The 19,965-nt window shown below is 44.2% G+C and carries 17 protein-coding genes; all 17 read left to right on the top strand.

Annotated elements, in window-relative coordinates:
• Nucleotides 1-37 precede the first annotated feature (37 nt).
• The 17 genes from BW944_RS01755 to mutS all read left to right on the top strand — a co-directional run bounded on the left by BW944_RS01755 (nucleotide 38) and on the right by mutS (nucleotide 19,964).
• Nucleotides 38-1,564: an ABC transporter ATP-binding protein gene (locus BW944_RS01755; RefSeq protein ID WP_076556614.1), complete on the top strand. Its 1,527-nt coding sequence runs from the start codon at nucleotides 38-40 to the stop codon at nucleotides 1,562-1,564.
• Nucleotides 1,564-2,610, top strand: a complete 1,047-nt coding sequence (locus BW944_RS01750) for an ABC transporter permease (protein ID WP_076556613.1) — start codon at nucleotides 1,564-1,566, stop codon at nucleotides 2,608-2,610. Before BW944_RS01755 ends, BW944_RS01750 begins: the two co-directional genes overlap by 1 nt.
• Nucleotides 2,611-3,567: an ABC transporter permease gene (locus BW944_RS01745; protein ID WP_076556612.1), complete on the top strand. Its 957-nt coding sequence runs from the start codon at nucleotides 2,611-2,613 to the stop codon at nucleotides 3,565-3,567.
• Nucleotides 3,568-3,679: 112 nt separating this feature from the next.
• A complete protein-coding gene (gene yfmF, locus BW944_RS01740) occupies nucleotides 3,680-4,966 on the top strand; it encodes an EF-P 5-aminopentanol modification-associated protein YfmF (protein WP_076556611.1) in 1,287 nt (428 codons plus the stop codon).
• A 1-nt stretch (nucleotide 4,967) separates the two neighbouring features.
• Nucleotides 4,968-6,254: an EF-P 5-aminopentanol modification-associated protein YfmH gene (gene yfmH, locus BW944_RS01735; protein ID WP_076556610.1), complete on the top strand. Its 1,287-nt coding sequence runs from the start codon at nucleotides 4,968-4,970 to the stop codon at nucleotides 6,252-6,254.
• Nucleotides 6,251-6,946, top strand: coding sequence for an elongation factor P 5-aminopentanone reductase (gene ymfI / locus BW944_RS01730; protein WP_076556609.1), 696 nt, complete (start codon nucleotides 6,251-6,253; stop codon nucleotides 6,944-6,946). Before yfmH ends, ymfI begins: the two co-directional genes overlap by 4 nt.
• Before the next feature lie 219 nt (nucleotides 6,947-7,165).
• Nucleotides 7,166-7,969 carry a YmfK family protein gene (locus tag BW944_RS01725; RefSeq protein WP_076556608.1) on the top strand — a complete coding sequence of 268 codons (804 nt, stop codon included), beginning with the start codon at nucleotides 7,166-7,168 and terminating at the stop codon, nucleotides 7,967-7,969.
• 14 nt (nucleotides 7,970-7,983) lie between these two features.
• Nucleotides 7,984-8,928, top strand: coding sequence for a helix-turn-helix domain-containing protein (locus BW944_RS01720; protein WP_076556607.1), 945 nt, complete (start codon nucleotides 7,984-7,986; stop codon nucleotides 8,926-8,928).
• A 97-nt stretch (nucleotides 8,929-9,025) separates the two neighbouring features.
• Nucleotides 9,026-9,604, top strand: a complete 579-nt coding sequence (pgsA, locus tag BW944_RS01715) for a CDP-diacylglycerol--glycerol-3-phosphate 3-phosphatidyltransferase (RefSeq protein WP_076556606.1) — start codon at nucleotides 9,026-9,028, stop codon at nucleotides 9,602-9,604.
• On the top strand, nucleotides 9,601-10,848 hold the full coding sequence (locus BW944_RS01710; RefSeq protein ID WP_076556605.1) for a competence/damage-inducible protein A: 1,248 nt from the start codon (nucleotides 9,601-9,603) through the stop codon (nucleotides 10,846-10,848). Before pgsA ends, BW944_RS01710 begins: the two co-directional genes overlap by 4 nt.
• A 165-nt stretch (nucleotides 10,849-11,013) precedes the next feature.
• Nucleotides 11,014-12,069, top strand: coding sequence for a recombinase RecA (gene recA / locus BW944_RS01705; protein WP_076556604.1), 1,056 nt, complete (start codon nucleotides 11,014-11,016; stop codon nucleotides 12,067-12,069).
• Nucleotides 12,070-12,259: 190 nt separating this feature from the next.
• A complete protein-coding gene (gene rny / locus BW944_RS01700) occupies nucleotides 12,260-13,822 on the top strand; it encodes a ribonuclease Y (RefSeq protein ID WP_076556603.1) in 1,563 nt (520 codons plus the stop codon).
• A 69-nt stretch (nucleotides 13,823-13,891) separates the two neighbouring features.
• The gene (locus BW944_RS01695) at nucleotides 13,892-14,689 is read left to right on the top strand and encodes a TIGR00282 family metallophosphoesterase (RefSeq protein ID WP_076556602.1); all 798 of its coding nucleotides are present in this window, start codon (nucleotides 13,892-13,894) and stop codon (nucleotides 14,687-14,689) included.
• Nucleotides 14,690-14,792: 103 nt separating this feature from the next.
• Nucleotides 14,793-15,053, top strand: a complete 261-nt coding sequence (locus tag BW944_RS01690) for a stage V sporulation protein S (protein ID WP_076556601.1) — start codon at nucleotides 14,793-14,795, stop codon at nucleotides 15,051-15,053.
• Nucleotides 15,054-15,201: 148 nt separating this feature from the next.
• The gene (gene miaB, locus BW944_RS01685) at nucleotides 15,202-16,758 is read left to right on the top strand and encodes a tRNA (N6-isopentenyl adenosine(37)-C2)-methylthiotransferase MiaB (RefSeq protein ID WP_076556600.1); all 1,557 of its coding nucleotides are present in this window, start codon (nucleotides 15,202-15,204) and stop codon (nucleotides 16,756-16,758) included.
• A complete protein-coding gene (locus BW944_RS01680; RefSeq protein ID WP_076556599.1) occupies nucleotides 16,758-17,177 on the top strand; it encodes a YlbF/YmcA family competence regulator in 420 nt (139 codons plus the stop codon). Before miaB ends, BW944_RS01680 begins: the two co-directional genes overlap by 1 nt.
• 243 nt (nucleotides 17,178-17,420) lie before the next feature.
• Complete coding sequence (mutS, locus tag BW944_RS01675; RefSeq protein ID WP_076556598.1) at nucleotides 17,421-19,964, top strand: DNA mismatch repair protein MutS; 2,544 nt, start codon at nucleotides 17,421-17,423, stop codon at nucleotides 19,962-19,964.
• The last annotated feature ends 1 nt before the right edge of the window (nucleotide 19,965 follow it).

The following is a 19,965-nucleotide window of genomic DNA, read 5'->3' as shown; positions in this document are numbered from 1 at the left end:
TGGAAATAGAAAAAAAGTAAGAGTGGGGGAGGATCTCATGGATTACGTAATAGAAATGCTTAATATCAGAAAGGAGTTTCCCGGAATTGTAGCAAACGATGACGTCACGCTACAGGTGGGAAAAGGGGAGATTCACGCATTATTAGGTGAAAACGGTGCAGGTAAATCGACTCTGATGAACGTTTTGTTCGGTCTTTATAAACCTGAAAAAGGAAGTATCAAGGTACACGGAAAAGAAGTGAATATCGAAGACCCGAACGTGGCTAACCGATTAGGGATAGGGATGGTCCACCAACACTTTATGCTGGTAGATACATTTACTGTTACGGAAAACATCGTTCTCGGTAGTGAACCAAGTAAAGCGGGAACTGTCGATATAAAAGCCGCGGAGAAGGAAGTGCAGGCGCTTTCTGAAAAATATGGATTGAATGTGGATGCCACAGCGAAAATCAGGGATATTTCTGTCGGAATGCAGCAAAGAGTGGAAATTTTGAAAACGCTTTACAGAGGTGCTGAGATTTTAATTCTTGACGAACCTACCGCTGTGCTTACGCCTCAGGAAATAAAAGAGCTTACTCAAATCATGAGGGATCTCGTTAAAGAAGGTAAGTCCATTATTCTTATTACACATAAATTGAAAGAAATCATGCAAATATGTGATAAATGTACGATCATCCGTAAAGGGAAAGGGATTGGAACGGTTGACGTAAGTGAAACGAATCCTACAGAACTGGCCTCTTTGATGGTAGGGAGAGAAGTGACCTTTAAAACGGATAAGACACCTGCCTCACCAGGAGAGACAGCTTTGAATGTGAAAAACCTCAAAGTGAAAGACTTTCGAGGGGTGGAGATGGTCAAGGGGCTGAACCTGGATGTTCGTAAAGGAGAAATTGTCGGCGTAGCCGGTGTAGATGGAAATGGGCAGGTGGAGCTTGTTGAAGCCCTCACTGGTCTGAAAAAAAGTTCTTCAGGAGAAATATCGTTGAATAACCGTTCCATTTACAATCTCGAACCGCGAAAGGTCACCGAGTCCGGTGTCGCCCATATACCGCAGGACCGTCACAAACATGGCCTGTTGCTGGACTTTCCTATCGGTGAAAATCTGGTTATGCAAAATTACTACATGGAGCCGAACTCGAAACGAGGGGTGCTGAACTTCAAGAAGATCTATGAAAAGGCGCGTTCTTTGATAGAGGAATATGATGTTCGGACACCAAATGCGTATACGCAGGCACGTTCTCTCTCCGGAGGTAACCAGCAAAAGGCGATCATAGCTCGCGAAGTCGACCGCTCTCCTGACTTGCTTATAGCAGCTCAACCTACCCGGGGACTCGATGTAGGAGCCATTGAATTTATTCATAGCAAATTGATTGAAGAAAGAGATAAGGGAAGAGCGGTATTGCTCGTTTCTTTTGAACTGGATGAAATAATGAACGTCAGTGATCGTATTGCCGTTATGTTCGATGGGCAAATTATAGCGGAAGTGAAACCGGAAGAGACAGACGAGCAGGAACTCGGACTGTTGATGGCCGGAAGAAAGTCGGAAAAGCGGGGTGAAGCATAATGTTCAGTAGTCGGATGTTTAATATTCTTGTACCTCTCATCTCGGTCGTTCTCGGTTTGTTAGCCGGTGCACTCATTATGATATCTTTCGGTTACAACCCGGTTGCCGGATACGCGGCAATGTGGAACGGTGCGTTCGGTGATGCGTACTTTCTTGGAGAAACGGTGCGCCAGGTCACTCCTTATGTCCTTTCCGGTCTTGCCGTAGCATTTGCTATGCGAGCGGGACTGTTGAATATCGGAGTGGAAGGGCAGGTTATCGTCGGTTGGTTAGCGGCTGTATGGATCGGCTCTTCCTTCGGTATGCCTCCGGTCCTTCACGTTATTGTAGCACTATTAGTTGCAGCTATCGCCGGTGGGTTATGGGGTTTTGTGCCAGGCCTATTGAAAGCCAAACTCGGCGTTCACGAAGTTATCGTGACGATTATGATGAACTACATAGCTCTGTATCTTTCCAACTCTTTAATAAGAGGGGTCCTCACGGATGGATCGGATCGTACGGAAAATGTAGCCTCAACAGCTTCACTTGCCGCACCCTGGTTGAGAGAGATAACATTCTTCTCACGTATCCACTACGGGTTTATCGTTGCACTATTGATGGCTTTCACGATGTGGTTTGTTCTCAATAAAACGACTAGAGGTTTCGAACTTCGGGCTGTAGGAAGCAACCCGTTCGCTTCTGAGTATGCGGGAATGAAAGTAGGACGGAACATTATTATAGCTATGGTCATATCCGGTGGTTTTGCCGGTCTTGCCGGTGCGATGGAAGGTCTCGGTACGTTCCAGTATGCTTCGGTGAGTTCAGGATTTACGAATATAGGTTTTGATGGTATCGCGGTTGCCCTCCTTGGAGCCAATACCGCAATCGGTGTTGTGCTGGCGGCTATTTTGTTCGGCACGCTTAAGATCGGTGCTCTTAATATGCCGACACAAGCGGGAGTCCCGACGGAACTTGTTGATATAGTAATCGCGCTGATCATCCTTTTCGTAGCGTCCGGTTACGTCATTCGTTGGGTATTCCTGAAATTCAGTAAGGAGGGGAAATAAATGGGTTTTTTAGATGCATTAGCTATCATGGTTTCGTCTGCACTTGTGTTTGCTGCCCCCCTTATATTCACAGCAATCGGGGGAGTGTTCAGTGAACGCTCCGGCATCATCAATATTGGTCTTGAAGGTTTAATGGTAATGGGGGCTTTCGTCGGTATCGTTTTCAACCTTACGTTTGCCGACATGTTCGGGGCGATGACACCGTGGATATCTATGTTGGCGGCGATGGTGCTCTCAGCGATCTTTGCTCTGGTACATGCGGTCGCTTCGATTTCTTTCCGGGCTGACCAGGTTGTTAGTGGTGTAGCTATCAACTTCCTGGCCCTTGGAATCGGACTTTTTCTGACCCGTGAATTCTATGACCGTGGTCAGACAGATATCATCAGTCAGCCATTCTTTACACGGGATATCCCAATCCTTTCTGATATTCCAGTTCTTGGCAGAATGTTCTTTGAAACGTATCCTTCCACTTACCTCGCTATTGCGGTGGCACTGATAGGCTGGTTTGTCCTGTTCAAGACTACTTTCGGTCTACGTCTCCGTGCTGTAGGTGAACATCCCATGGCGGCGGATACGAACGGAATCAAAGTTTACCGGATGCGGTACATTGCAGTAATGATTTCCGGAGCGCTTGGTGGTCTGGGCGGGGCTACTTATGCTCTTACAGTAGCTCAGTCATTCTCTCAAGCCACTATCGTAGGGCAGGGTTTTATGTCCTTGGCAGCGGTCATTTTCGGAAAATGGCATCCCCTGGGCGCTCTCGGAGCAGCGATATTCTTCGGCTTTGCTCAGGCGATCAGTGTTAACGGTGCCAGTTGGCCGCTATTCGCCAACATTCCGCAGGTGTTCCTGCTGATCCTTCCTTATGTACTTACCATACTTGCATTGGCAGGTTTCATTGGACGGGCAGAAGCACCCAAGTCTCTGGGCGAACCTTATATCAAAGGAAGTCGTTAATCTCAAACATATAATCCGGGTAATTCCGGGTTATATGTTTTTACTTTTTCATAACCATCATTTAGCATAGGATAGAGACAAAAATCCATCGTCGGTATTTAGGAGGAAGATTATGAAGACAGCAAAACAGATAACCGAAGATAAAAGGGGCTTCCGCCTTCACGTGCTGCCCACTAATAAATACAAAACGGTTTCCATCGTAGTGAAATGGAAAGCGCCGCTAGAGAAAGAAACGATTACCAAAAGATCCCTGCTTCCGAGCATCATGCAAAAAGCGACTGAAAGGTATCCTACGTCACGACAATTGCAGGGGGCTCTAGAGGATTTGTACGGCACAGCTTTGAGTGCGGATGCTGCAAAGAAGGGTGAGAATCACGTTCTTTCGTTCCGGATGGAAGTGGTGAACGACCGATATTTGAAAGAAGAGGGTTCCATTCTTGAAAAAGCCGTACGTATACTTAGCGAAGTTCTCTATCAGCCGGAACGGGAAGGGGAAGGATTCTCTTCTTCGATATTCGAAAGGGAAAAAGAAACGTTGACCCAGCGGATCCATTCCGTGAAAGATGATAAAATGAGTTACGCTAATATACGTCTCATGGATCATATGTGTGAAGGGGAGGCTTATGGCGTTCATGCGCAGGGGCATCTTGAAGAACTTGAACCTTTGACGAATGAACAATTGTTTTCCTATTATAAAAAGATGATCCAGGAGGATGAAATGGACGTGTATGTTACAGGAGATGTTTCAAAAGAGAGCATTGAACCTCTGTTTGATGAATTCTTCTCCCGTGATGCGGATTTGTCTTCCCATCATCGTACTCAAGCTACTGATAAACAGGTGGACGGTTCACGTGAAATAATCGAACGTGAGGAAATGAGCCAGGGGAAACTCCACATTGGTTTTCGGACTCATACTTTCTTTGGAGAAGATGACTATTATCCTCTCCAGGTATTCAATGGTATTTTCGGAGGCTTTCCAAGTTCCAAATTGTTCATGAATGTACGGGAAAAACATAGTCTTGCTTACTACGCCGCTTCCCGATTTGAAAGTCATAAAGGGCTGTTGTTTGTATTCAGCGGAATCGACCCTAATGATTATCGTCAGGCGAAAACGATTATACTTGATCAGAAAAAAGCAATTGAAAATGGGGAGTTCAGCGAAGAAGAAGTGGAAGAATCCAAGCAGCAGATCATCCACCAATTGAAAGAAACGATGGAACACCCTTACGGCCTGATCGAGATACTTTATCACCAGCAGTTGAGTGGAAAAGAAATAGATGCGGATGAGCTGTTCCGACGTCTGGAACAGGTGACAAGTTCAGATGTTATCCGTCTTGCGAAAAAAATAGAACTGGATACGATCTACTTTTTAACCAGCACAGAGAAAGGGGATTCCTAATATGAATCGCCAGGAATTCAATCACATAAACGAAACCATCCACGAAGAAAAAATGGACAACGGGCTTCAGGTATTCCTGTTATCAAAACCGGAGATGATAAAAACATATGGTATCTTCACTACTAATTACGGTTCCATAGACCAGACATTCACTCCTCTAGGAAAAGAAGAAGAGGTGACTGTACCTGAAGGAATTGCCCATTTCCTTGAACACAAACTTTTCGAGAAAGAGGACAGAGACGTATTTCAGGATTTCACTAAGCTAGGAGCTTCCGCTAACGCCTTCACTTCTTTCACGAAAACTGCATATCTGTTTTCAGCAACGTCTCACATTTATGAAAACGTAAGGACGCTTGTGGATTTCGTTCAGGATCCGTACTTTTCAGAGCAATCAGTGGAGAAAGAGAAGGGGATCATCAGTCAGGAGATCCGGATGTATGATGATCAACCGGATTGGAGAGGGTTCTTCGGAACAATCGGAAGCTTATATCACAAACATCCGGTGAAAGTGGATATTGCAGGTACCGTGGAGTCGATCCAGGATATTTCCAAAGATGACTTATATATGTGCTATGAAACATTTTATCATCCATCAAATATGGTGTTGTTCCTTGCTGGGAATTTTGAACCGGAAGAAATGATGAACTATGTACGTGAGAACCAGAACAGCAAAGAGTTTCCGGAAGCGCCGGCTATTAATCGGAGATTCCCCCGGGAACCTGTTTCCGCATTCAAATCGGAAAATTCCATTCAGATGGCCGTATCCACTCCGAAAGCGTATATCGGTCTGAAAGAACAAGTAGCTGAACTTTCAGGTGAGGAGCTGCTTCGTTCTGAATTATTGTCCGACATGCTCCTGGATTTCTATTTCTCCACGAGCGGGAAATATTATGATGAGCTTTATCAGAGTGGTTTGGTCGATGATAGTTTTCATTTTGAAACGGAGTGGGAGAGAGAGTTCGGGTTCACCGTCCTTGGCGGAGATTCACGTTCGCCGGATGCTTTTTTGAAACGCTTGAAAAAAATGCTGCTTACAATGAAGAAAGAAACGATCACTGATGAAGATTTCGCACGGATGAAGCGCAAGAAAATTGGAGAATTCATGCGTGCACTTAATTCTCTTGAGTTCATTGCTAATCAGTATACGCACTATCACATGCTCGGAATTAATCTGTTTGACGTATTGCCGTTCATCGAATCACTGAAAAAGGAAGACATGGAGGAATTCGTTGAAAACTGGATGCAGGAAAGCAGGATGACGACTTTTCAGGTTAAACCGAAAGAATGAAGAAATGTTTGGTCATAGGTGGCAGCGGTGATATCGGACAGGCGATTTGCCGAAAACTATTAGACGACGGATGGACTGTTGGGGTCCATTATCACTCTTCGCCCCCCACCTTGGAACTACCCTCTTCCAGTTTCACTATTCAGGGTGATCTCTCCAATTCAGAAGGTATCGAATTATTCCTGGAGAAATTGTCCCCCGACTGGGACGGGGTCGTGTTCGCAGCCGGAAGCGCTTTTCGAGGCTTGTTTCAGGATAGTGGCGAAAAAGAGATGGATCTTCTGTATAACATCCATGTGAAGTCGATGTGGCGCATTACAAGTTATATCATTCCTTCTATGATAACGAAAAAGTGCGGAAGCATTCTTGTGGTTACTTCGATTTGGGGAGAAACCGGAGCCAGTACAGAGGTGCTGTACAGTTCAGTGAAGGGGGCCCAGCGCACTTTCATTTCTGCGCTTGCAAAAGAAGTTGGCCCAAGCGGGGTAAGAGTTAACGGCGTGGCGCCAGGAATGATTGATACAAAAATGAATCAGGATTTCAGCGAAGAAGACCTTCATACAATCGAGCAGGAGATTCCTTTGCATAGACAGGGGAAAGCCTCGGAAGTAGCGGACGTATGTTCCTTCCTTCTTGGGGAACGTTCTTCCTATATAACTGGAGAAATAATCAACGTTTCCGGGGGATGGAAATGATTCTTTCCCGTATGTTCATAGAGGAAGCGTTGAATAGCTACAGGGGGAGGAGTAACAACCCCAACCGCCTGATAAACACTTAATTCGAGACCGTTCAGAAATTCTGGACGGTCTTTCCGATTTTTGGTGTAGATATTCTTTCTTAATGAATCAAAATCATTTATGATAGTAAGAGAGCATCTAGTCTCTCATCATTCGTTACATTGAGGAGCTTCTGATATGGAGAAAAAAGAATGGTATCTGGAATATCAAATTCAATATAATCGACCAGGCCTGCTCGGGGATATAGCGTCTTTGCTAGGTATGATGTCCATAAACATCATCACCATCAATGGGGTGGAAGATTCTCACAGAGGGATGTTGCTGTTATGCAAGGAAGAAGTGCAAATTAGCCGGTTAAGGTCAATTTTAAAAACGATGGATACTATTGAAATTACGAAATTGAGGAAACCTAAACTGAGAGATCGATTAGCGGTACGGCATGGGCGGTATATACATAGCGATATCGATGATCGAAAAACATTTCGTTTTGTCCGTAAAGATCTTGGTCTGCTGGTAGACTTCATGGCGGAACTATTTATGAAAGAAGGGCATAAGATGATAGGCATTCGTGGTATGCCTAGAGTAGGAAAGACGGAATCGATCGTAGCCGCGAGTGTCAGTGCTAATAAACGATGGTTGTTTTTGTCCAGCACTCTATTGAAACAGACGGTGCGCAGTAAATTGATCAAAGAGGAATTCAATCCGGATAACGTTTATATCATCGATGGAATGGTGTCTGCAAGAAAAGCTTCCGAAGAACATTGGCAGTTGATCCGTGAGATTATGCGACTGCCTGCGATGAAAGTTGTGGAACATCCGGATATTTTTGTTCAGGAAACAGAATACAAAATGGATGATTTCGATTATATTATAGAATTGAGAAGTGACGAAAACCAGGAGATCACTTACGAAATAGCTGAGAAACAAAGGGACCACGGTTTCGGAGATTTCGGTGATGGGTTTAATACGTTTGATTTTTAAAGGTTGGTGAAAAAATGGAACTCGGATCCCGGCTCAGAGAAGCGCGGAATGCCAAAGGAATGTCATTGGAAGAAGTACAGGCATCCACTAAAATTCAAAAAAGATATTTGCAGGCAATCGAAGAGAATAATTTTGATACACTTCCAGGGAAATTTTACACCCGGGCATTCATCCGGGAGTATGCTTCGACGGTAGGGTTGAACCCTGAAGAAGTTATGGAAGAACATAAGAGTGAGCTTCCATCGATGGATGATGAAACTACCATCCCTTATACAAGAGTGCAAAAATCAAAGCAACAGCCTTCCCCGACAAAAGGAAGCAGTTCAGGGAAATCATCGAAAGTTTTTCCTGCTATCATAACTGCAGCGCTCGTCGTCGTCATCGTTTTTGTCATATATTTCTTTACACAGCAGCTTTCCACTCCGTCAGAGACCGCACCGGAGGACGATCAACCACAGGACGAAGTGGTGATCTCTGATGATGAAGGAAACGGTAACGAGGAAGAAAGTCAGGGAGAGAATGCTGGCGAAAGTGGCTCGGGGGAAACTGAAGGAGAAGGAGAGACGGATTCAGAGAACACGGAAGAAAACCCTCCTTCGGAAGAATCAGAAAAGGAACCTGAAGAGGAGCAGGCAGCACAAGTGGAGTTGCAACAGACAGGAACCGGCGGTTTTCCTGAGCATACGTATCAAGTGACGGACGCCGAAGAGAAACAGGTGACGATTGAACTGACAGGTGAGTCATACCTCGAAGTGACAGCACCGAAAAATGGTGAAAACCTGATCGATCCTATCATTTACTCCCAGGCGGACAGTCCGCTTACGATTGATGCCTCCGCTCACGAGCAACTCTTTTTGAAAACTGGGTCTGCCGGAGCATTGAATGTCTCCATCGATGATCAGCCGGTTGAATTTCCTGCTGATATGACGACACAAAAGTTACTTATCAATTTTAATTAGATGAAAAGCTGTCTCTTACCATGTAGACAGCTTTTTGTTAGCAGGGAAGAAAAATATTTCCTCCTTGTATAAGTTTTCACGAAAAGGGGATGTTGTTTTGAATTTACCAAATAAGATTACGATTTCACGCATTTTTCTCATACCGATTTTCATTATTCTCGTGTCCGTACCTTTCGGGTGGGGCTCGTTCGAGATGGGGGAAAGAGAACTCCCTATCTCTCATCTACTCGGAGCTATTTTGTTCATCATCGCTTCTACGACGGACTGGGTGGATGGATACATTGCTCGTAAGTACAATCTGGTGACGAATCTCGGGAAATTTCTCGATCCTCTTGCCGATAAGCTGCTCGTCAGTGCCGCGTTGATTGTGCTCGTCGAAGCGGGCCTTGCTCCGGCCTGGATCGTCATCATCATCATCAGTCGTGAATTCGCTGTGACCGGCCTTCGTCTTGTAGCTGCCGGTGATGGTGCCGTCCTGGCGGCGAGTCAAATGGGGAAACTGAAAACATGGATACAGATCGTTTCGGTCTCTCTGTTGTTGCTTCACAATTTCCCGTTCGCTTTTGTAGGTCTGCCGCTCGGGATCATCTCTTTATATCTAGCTATGATTATCACCGTTTATTCCGGGTATGACTACTTCAAGAAGAATTGGCACGTAATGAGGGATTCGAAATGATGAAGTGGAAAGCTGAAATCATCGGCATAGGGACGGAACTTCTGCTCGGTCAGATCGCCAACACGAATGCCCAGTGGCTTTCCGATCAATTGGCAAGACATGGCATTTCGATTTACTATCACACAGCTGCTGGAGATAATCATTCCCGTCTATCGGAACTTTTCCATACCGCCCAGCAACGCTCCAACTTGATTATCGTAACCGGAGGACTCGGACCTACCGAGGATGATTTGACAAAAGAGGCAGTGAATACGCTGTTTCATCAATCTTTTCACATGGACGAGAATGCTAAAGAAAAAATAGAGGCTTTTTATGAAAAGAACGGGACTACCATGACTTCGAATAACTATAAACAAGCCCAAGTCTTCGACAACGCATATGTTCTGACGAATGAAGAAGGTATGGCCCCGGGGCAGATTGTCGAGCATGAGGGAGCGGTGTGGGTATTTCTACCGGGCGTGCCGGTAGAAATGAAGTATCTCATGACAAATGGGGTGTTCCCTTATTTGAAAGAAAAATATGTCCTTCAAACAGAAATAAAGTCTGAAATGCTCCGGTTCATCGGGATCGGGGAATCCACACTTGAAGACCTTTTGGCTGAACGAATTCGCACTCAGACGAACCCCACTATAGCTCCCCTCGCTTCTCTCGGAGAGGTGGGGGTACGTCTTACAGCTTCAGGAGACTCGATAGAAGAAGCGGAAGACATGCTGGCAAAGGAAAAGAAAAGTATTTTGGCTTTAGCCGGGAATTATTATTATGGCAGTGATGATATTATGATCGAAGAAAAAGTATCTGAACTGCTCGATAGTCGCGGCTGGATGATTTCGGCAGCTGAAAGCCTGACCGGAGGTGGCTTCCTCAACAATCTGATAAGTGTTCCTGGTGCTTCTGATGTTTGCGCCGGAGGTATGGTTACATATACGAAAGATTCCAAAGAGAAGGCACTCGGCGTTTCTTCGTATATTACAAACAGATACGGAACTATCAGTAAGCAATGTGCGGAAGCTATGGCAGAAAGAGCCCAGTCCGTATTCGGCTCTGACATAAGCGTCAGCTTCACTGGTGTAGCGGGCCCTTCCACTAGCGAAGGACAATCTCCGGGGACGGTGTATATCGGTGTGAAAGTTGCTGAAAATCGAGCATATCATCATTTCCTACACGTACAGGGCTCCAGGGAACAAGTTCAGAAAAAGGCGATCAAGAAAGCTTATCAACTTTTATTTCATATACTGAAAGATTAATTATTTCTCGTTTCAAACGTATGATTGTGAAATTTTCTCCTTGGGATTTCTCAAGTTTCCATGATATCCTGCTGAGGAAAAAAAGGGAACGTTTATTCGTGTTTTAGTTGGCAAATGAATTAAAAAGAGTTATGATAGGTATAGAAAAGAGGAAAGGGGTATTTGATGAGTGAACGTAAACAAGCCTTAGATATGGCGTTAAGACAAATAGAAAAACAGTTCGGTAAAGGCTCTATCATGAAGATGGGGGACCAGGCAGGTAGAAGAATCAGTACTGTTCCGAGCGGATCGCTTGCTCTCGACGTCGCTTTGGGAGTAGGTGGGTATCCGAGAGGGAGAATCGTAGAGATTTATGGTCCTGAATCTTCTGGTAAAACCACGGTCGCTCTCCATGCGATTGCAGAAGCTCAAGCATCAGGAGGGCAAGCAGCTTTCATCGATGCCGAGCATGCTCTTGACCCGACGTACGCAAAAGCCCTCGGTGTCGATGTTGAAGAACTACTGCTCTCACAGCCTGATACCGGAGAACAGGCTCTTGAAATAGCTGAAGCACTTGTGCGAAGTGGAGCAGTGGATATGATTGTAGTGGATTCCGTGGCTGCTCTCGTACCTAAAGCTGAGATAGAAGGGGAAATGGGAGATGCGCATGTCGGTCTCCAGGCAAGACTTATGTCTCAGGCTCTTCGTAAGCTCTCAGGCGCGATCAGTAAGTCGAATACTACAGCAGTATTCATTAACCAGATCCGTGAAAAAGTAGGAGTTATGTTCGGTAGTCCGGAAACGACTCCCGGAGGACGTGCGCTTAAATTCTATTCGTCCGTACGGTTAGAAGTGCGTCGGGCTGAAACATTGAAACAGGGAAATGATATGATCGGTAATAAAACGAGAATCAAGGTCGTGAAAAACAAGGTTGCTCCTCCGTTCCGTAAGGCCGAAGTCGATATCATGTACGGCGAAGGAATATCCCGGGAAGGAGAGCTTGTCGACATAGCGACAGAGCTGGACTTGATTAATAAGAGCGGCTCCTGGTACTCCTACAATGGGGATCGTCTCGGTCAAGGCCGTGAAAATGCGAAACAGTATCTCAAAGAAAATGCGGAAGTATATGAAGATCTGAAACAGCAGATCCGGGAACATTATGGAATGAATGGAGAAACGAAAGAAGCGCCGGAGGAAGGGAAATCCTCTGACGATGAAAACCAGGAATCGCTGGATGTATGATTGAAAGCAGGGCTAAACGGCCCTGCTTTTATTCGTATGCGTATGTACTATCTTGACATACTATATAGGCAAGCATAAAATGGATATGTATCATTCCATTTATTTTACCTATGATTTCGATACGAATTAATGAAAAAGTAATGATGGTAAAACAAAAGATGGGCTTTTTGAAGCATGAGGAGGTGAAACTATGGGTATTGTATCCACGATCATCTTCATCTTGCTTGCCCTGATCATCGGATTGGCTGCAGGATATTTCGTCCGGAAATCCATTGCCGAAGCGAAGATTTCCAGTGCTGAAGATCTTGCGAAGCAAATTGTTGAAGAAGGTCGAAGGAATGCAGAATCAGCAAAAAAAGAGGCTCTTCTTGAAGCGAAAGAAGAGAATCAGGCGTTTCGTCAGGAAGCCGAAAGTGATATTCGTGAACGTCGTACGGAACTGCAAAAGTTCGAAAATCGTTTGAATCAAAAAGAAGAAAACCTCGATCGTAAGAGTGTGACACTCGATCAGCGGGAGCTTTCTCTTGAGACGAAGGAAGAAACGCTGACAGAGAGACAGACTCAACTCGAAAAAGAAGAGGCAGATATGCAGCAGCTTGTAGAGCAGCAGCAATCTGAATTGGAAAGGATTTCAGGTTTGACATCGGACCAAGCGAAACAAGTCATTTTGGACCGTGTCGAAAATGATCTGTCCCACGAGACAGCACTCATGGTGAAAGAAGCGGAAAACAGGGCGAAAGAAGAAGCAGATAAGAAAGCGAAAAACATTCTTTCTCTTGCGATGCAGCGGTGTGCTGCCGATCACGTTGCAGAAACAACAGTTTCTGTCGTGAATCTTCCGAATGATGAAATGAAAGGGAGAATCATCGGGAGAGAAGGTAGAAACATCCGCACTCTGGAAACACTCACAGGAATTGATCTGATCATAGATGATACTCCAGAGGCAGTTATTCTTTCAGGATTCGACCCTGTACGCCGTGAAATAGCCCGTATGTCCCTTGAAAAACTCGTGCAGGATGGGAGAATCCACCCGGCACGGATCGAGGAAATGGTCGAAAAATCACGTAGAGAAGTTGATGACTATATCCGGGAAATCGGTGAAGAAACGACGTTTGAAGTTGGAGTGCATGGTCTCCACCCAGATCTTGTTAAAGTGCTTGGACGTCTCAAATACCGTACTAGTTATGGTCAGAACGTTTTGAAACACTCGACGGAAGTAGCGCACCTCTCCGGATTGATGGCAGCAGAGCTGGGTGAAGACGAAACACTTGCCAAGCGGGCAGGTCTTCTCCACGATATCGGTAAAGCCATTGATCATGAGGTAGAAGGAAGCCACGTTGAAATTGGTAAGGAGCTGGCGGTTAAATATAAAGAAAATGAAACTGTCGTCAATGCTATCGCTTCTCACCATGGAGACGAAGAGCCGACTTCGATCATCTCTGTACTCGTCGCAGCTGCGGATGCACTTTCCGCTGCAAGACCGGGAGCGAGAAGTGAAACGTTAGAAAATTACGTGAAACGATTAGAGAAACTCGAAGAAATTTCGGAATCATACGATGGAGTAGAAAAATCTTTTGCAATCCAAGCCGGTCGCGAAATCAGAATCATGGTAAGTCCTGATGAAATTGATGATTTAGAGGCAACCAAGCTGGCCCGAAATATTCGAGGCCGAATTGAAGATGAGTTGAATTACCCTGGACATATCAAGGTCACCGTAATTAGGGAGACGCGTTCAGTGGAATACGCAAAATAAATGACAGGAAAAGCGGCTTAATGCCGCTTTTCTTTATGTTCATACTTAAGTGGGAAAGGAAGAGGATTGATGAGAATATTATTCATAGGTGACGTTGTAGGGTCTCCGGGAAGAGAAATGGTGGATACTTATCTGCCGAAATTGAAACAGAAGTATCAGCCTACGATGACAGTCGTCAACGGGGAAAATGCAGCATCAGGTAAGGGAATAACAGAAAAAATTTACCGTCGTTTTCTTGAAAAAGGGGCTCAGGCAGTTACATTAGGTAATCATGCGTGGGATAAGAAGGAGATTTTTGAATTCATAGATGATGCAGACCATATGGCCCGGCCTGCAAATATGCCAGAGGGTACGCCTGGGAAAGGGCTTGTTTTCGTAAAAACACCTCATGCGGAAGTAGCTGTCATAAATCTTCAGGCTCGTACATTTATGGCACCGATCGATGACCCCTTCCGGAAAATAGATGAGCTGATCAAGGAAGCGAAGAAACGAACAAATATAATATTCCTTGATTTTCACGCGGAAGCCACCAGTGAAAAACAGGCTATGGGATGGTACGTCGACGGAAGAGTCAGTGTGAACGTGGGCACACATACACATGTCCAGACCGCCGATGAGCGTATTCTTCCGCAGGGCACCGCTTATATTTCCGATGCAGGTATGACTGGTCCGTATGACGGGATTCTTGGTATGGAGCGGGAAGCAGTTATGAAAAGATTTCTTACTCAGTTGCCTGTACGTTTTGAAGTACCGAAAGAAGGAAGAAGTCAATTGAGTGGAGTGTTAATAGATATTGATGATAAGACCGGTAAAGCTAAAAAGATCAAGCGGATTCTGATTAACGAGGACCATCCCTTTTTCAGCTGAAGTTTGAATTTTGTAAAAACTTCCTTCATAATAAAAGGTAAATGATTTCTCATCCTACGAATCTAGTAATGCGTGAGAGTAGTATATGAAGGAGGAACCAGTGATGGATGTTTTAAAAGTATCAGCCAAATCAATACCGAAATCTGTTGCCGGAGCTGTAGCGATGAAAGTCCGAGAAACAGGCACTGCCGAAATCCAGGCAATAGGAGCAGGTGCTTTAAACCAGGCTGTGAAAGCGGTTGCGATAGCGAGAGGTTTCGTCGCTCCAAGTGGGATGGATCTTATTTGTATCCCCGCCTTTACGGACATTACAATTAACGAAGATGAGCGGACAGCTATTAAACTCATCGTGGAACCGAGATAAATAACAGGCGTTTCTCCCGACCGGGGGGAACGCTTTTGTATAGTGCGATTTCTTTCGTAAAAACATAAATAGTTACTAATCATTCCTGATGTAAACTGTTATATGTTATAATTGCATAGTTAATTTGCACGGTTGAAAGGGGATAGCTATGAACGAACAGCAGAGAAGAGAAATGGATCAGGTTCGTCAGAAAGATCCAAAAGATAACCTTGATCGAATTAAAGATAAAAGCACCGACGAGTTTCTGAAATATTTTGAAACAACATATCAACCACCTAACATGCGTGACGCTCAGAGACGTCGCAAAAAGGATGTCGATGTGCATTATGATTTTTCGATACCAGAAGAGATGCAAGGTGTGGGAAAAGATAGAAAGTACTTAATCCGTACGTATGGCTGTCAGATGAACGAACATGATACGGAAGTGATGGCAGGAATTTTTGAAGCAATGGGGTATGAATCCACCAAAGAAGCACATGAAGCGGATATCATTCTATTGAATACGTGTGCCATACGTGAAAACGCTGAGAATAAAGTGTTCGGGGAAATCGGTCATTTGAAATCACTGAAGCGGGAGAATCCTGATCTTATCCTCGGGGTTTGTGGATGTATGGCTCAGGAAGAAGGAGTAGTCAACCGGATTCTCAAGAAGCACCCGTTTATCGACATGATTTTCGGAACTCATAATATCCATAAGATTCCGGAACTCTTGAAAGAAGCGATGTTCAGTAAAGAAATGGTCGTAGATGTCTGGTCTAAAGAAGGAGACATTATAGAAAATCTGCCTCGCTCCAGAAAAGGCAAAATCAAAGCATGGGTCAACGTCATGTATGGGTGCGATAAATTTTGCACATACTGTATCGTTCCTTATACAAGAGGGAAAGAACGTAGCAGAAATCCTGAGGACATCATTCAGGAAGTTCGTCATTTGGCAGCTCAGGGATACAAAGAAGTAACGCTTCTCGGGCAAAACGTCAACGCTTACGGCAAAGACCTCGATCTTGAATATGGTCTCGGGGATTTGATGGATGATCTTCATAAAATAGATATCCCTCGAGTAAGGTTCACGACGTCCCACCCGAGAGATTTCGATGATAGATTGATAGAAGTTCTTGCTAAGGGTGGGAACATGCTCGACCACATCCATCTTCCGGTTCAATCCGGAAGCAGTGACATCCTGAAGATCATGGGCCGTAAGTATTCACGGGAAGATTATCTGGAGCTCGTTCGGAAAATCCGTGCAGCGATGCCTGATGCGACACTTACGACAGATATCATTGTAGGGTTCCCGAATGAAACGGAAGAACAATTCCAGGAAACTCTGTCTCTGGTTGAAGAAGTAGGGTTTGAAGCTGCATACACATTCATATTCTCGCCCAGGGAAAACACCCCGGCTGCGAAAATGAGGGACAAGGTGTCGGATGAAGAGAAGAAGGACCGCCTCCAGCGGCTGAACGCCCTCATCAATAAACAATCGAAAGAAACGATGGAGACCTATGAGGGAGAAGTCGTACACGTACTGGTCGAAGGCGAAAGCAAGAATAACCCCGATGTCCTGGCCGGTTATACGAAAAGGAACAAACTCGTGAACTTCATAGGTCCTGATTCGGCTATCGGAAAAATTGTTCCGGTCAAAATCAAGCAAGCAAAAACGTGGTCTCTTGATGGAGAAATGGTAGAGACGACAGTAGGAGTGAAAGAATAATGGCAGAGTATACAAGAGAACAGGTATTGGACGAAGCGAAGGATTTGGCAAAAATGATTTCCGAAATAGAGGAAATCGATCGTTTCAAGCAATTGGAAGCAAAACTGAATGAAAATGATAAAGTTCAGTTATATATCAAAAAGATAAAAGCTCTTCAGAAACAGGCGGTGAACTTCCAGGCTTACGGGAAGACGGAAGCTCTGGAAAAAGTGGAGAAAGAGATCGACCGGCTACAGGATGAACTGGACGAAATTCCGGTAGTAGCCGAATTCAAACATTCCCAGGTGATTGTGAATGATTTGTTGCAGATGATTTCACGCACGATTTCAAGAGAAGTTACGAACGAAGTGATTAAATCCACCGGTGGTAATATTCTGAGTGGGGAAACAGGGTCGAAACAGGCAAATAGCGGATGTTGAATTGAAAGAAGCCCTCTGATCAGGGCTTCTTTTTTCTTCTCATAAAAGACAATTTTAAGGAGTTAGTATTAATAACAAATTTAATATATCTTTTTTCATACTTAGTAGCAACTCGAATATAAGAAAAAAATCAACAAACTATACATCGGAATACTACTTACGACGGTAGATGCGATTTTTTAATAGGTTCATAAACTATGCTATAATTGATACGACTATAGAGTAAGTGCTGGGGGAAAAGATATGTCTACATACACACCAATGATGCAACAATACTTACAGGTCAAAGCGGACTATAAAGATGCATTTTTGTTTTTCAGACTCGGGGATTTTTATGAAATGTTTTTTGAAGATGCTTTAAAAGCTGCCAAAGAACTGGAAATTACGTTGACCGGTAGAGATGGTGGAGGAGAAAGGATTCCGATGTGTGGTGTTCCTTATCACTCTGCCGAGAATTATATTAAACAACTCGTAGAAAAAGGATATAAAATAGCTATATGTGAGCAAGTTGAAGATCCTAAGCATGCAAAAGGAGTAGTGAGAAGAGAGGTTGTTCAACTCATTACTCCAGGGACGGTGATGGAAGGGGCGATGCTTGAAGAAAATGAGAATAATTTTCTTGCGTCCATATCTGAACTCGATGGAGAGACGTATGCTTTAAGTTATGCAGACTTGACCACCGGAGAGACGAGCGCGTCTTATCTCGGGACGGATTTCCATTCATTGATCGGAGAATTGTATCATCGTCCGGTTAAAGAAATTGTACTGAGTGAAACGATTGCTGCTGAAAAACAGGAACACCTGGTAGAGCAACTTAACTGTACGATTTCTTTTGAGGAAAGAACCGAAGTGCCTGATGAAGAGAATAAGCTGGTGGAAGAGCTCGAAGAAGATCTTATTCCTGTCTTCGGTAGACTTTATAACTATATTAAACGGACACAAAAAAGAGCGATGGACCATCTTCAGCCTGTTCAATTTATTGAAATCGATCAATATATGAAACTGGATATGTACTCGAAAAAGAATTTGGAACTTACTGAAACTCTTATGAAAAAAGGAAAGAACGGGAGTCTGTTTTCTGTCATTGATGCGACCGTCACAGCAATGGGAGCACGACTCCTGAAAAAATGGGTGGATCGTCCTTTATTGAACGAAGACTCTATTGTTGAACGTCAGTCCATCGTTCAGGGTTTTATGGATAATTTCCTTTATAGGGATGAGTTCAGAGAAGATCTCACTTCTGTTTACGATTTGGAGAGGCTTGCCGGTAGAGTGGCTTACGGGAATATCAACGCCAAAGATCTAATCCAACTGAAGCAATCGCTCCAGAAGATTCCTTATATTTTATCATTGCTATCCCACATCGATGTTCCAGCTGTTCAAACGTTTGTTCAACGCATGGACCCTTTGACAGAGCTGGAAAGCCTTCTCGATAAAGGCATTCACGAAGAAGCGAGAATCACAATTAAAGAGGGAAACATCATCAAAGATGGCTATTCAGATTCCTTGGATGAGTATAGGGATGCACAGATAAACGGAAAGAAATGGATTGCTGAACTGGAACAACAGGAAAAGGAACGTACAGGCATCAAGTCTCTGAAAATCAAGTATAACAAAGTTTTCGGCTATTTTATTGAAGTGACCCGTGCAAATCTCACCCATGTTCCAAAAAGGTACGACCGAAAACAGACACTTACGAATGCAGAGCGCTTTATCACTCCTGAACTGAAAGAGAAGGAAACTGTCATTCTAGAAGCTGAAGAAAAGAGTATAGATCTGGAATATGAGCTGTTCCTGGAAATAAGGGAACAGGTAAAAGGTTATGTTAACAAAATCCAGCGCTTAGCCAAAGATATTAGTGAATTGGACGTTTTACAGGGGTTCAGTTTTATAGCGGAAAATAATGGATATGAAAAACCTTCTTTTTCTTCTCGAAGAACCGTCGATTTGAAAAATAGTCGTCATCCAGTCGTAGAAAGGGTAATGAAGGATGATTTCGTGCCAAACGATATATACATGGACGAATCAACGAATATATTTCTTATCACCGGGCCGAATATGTCAGGGAAAAGTACGTATATGAGACAGATGGCATTAACCTCAATCATGGCTCAAATAGGTTCCTTCGTTCCGTGTGAAAAGGCCACTCTTCCAATATTTGATCAGATCTTTACGAGGATCGGCGCAGCGGACGATCTGATTTCAGGACAGAGTACTTTTATGGTGGAAATGCTCGAAGCGAATAATGCGATCCAGCATGCAACGAATCGGAGCATGATTTTGTTCGATGAAATCGGGCGAGGCACGAGCACGTATGACGGTATGGCTCTGGCTCAATCGATCGTTGAATATATCCATGAAAACATCAAAGCCAAGACATTATTCTCGACCCATTACCATGAGCTTACAACACTTGATAAAGAACTTCTTTCCTTGAAAAATGTTCATGTAAGAGCGGAAGAAATAGAGGGAAGGGTCGTCTTTCTCCATCAGATCAAAGACGGGGCCGCTGACAAGAGTTATGGAATCCATGTAGCTGAGTTGGCAGAGCTTCCGAAAAACGTGATCTCAAGGGCACAGAAGCTCTTGGATCAATTTGAAGCGGGGGATTCTCCAAACGATGACCGGCAGTTAACATTATTTGAACCGGAAAAGATCGTTACAGAAGCACCAGGGGACACATCTTCAACTTTGCTGGAGGAAGAGTTGTCTCGGCTGCAATTGATGGAAATGACACCTATGGAGGCAATGAATGAACTATACAGGCTTCAAAAAATGGTGAAATGAC

It is taken from the genome of Salimicrobium flavidum, assembly GCF_900156645.1.
GTDB classification, from domain to species: Bacteria; Bacillota; Bacilli; order Bacillales; family Halobacillaceae; genus Salimicrobium; species Salimicrobium flavidum.
The sequence above is the reverse complement of the archived record's forward strand: the minus strand, read 5'-3'. Positions and strand labels throughout refer to the sequence as shown.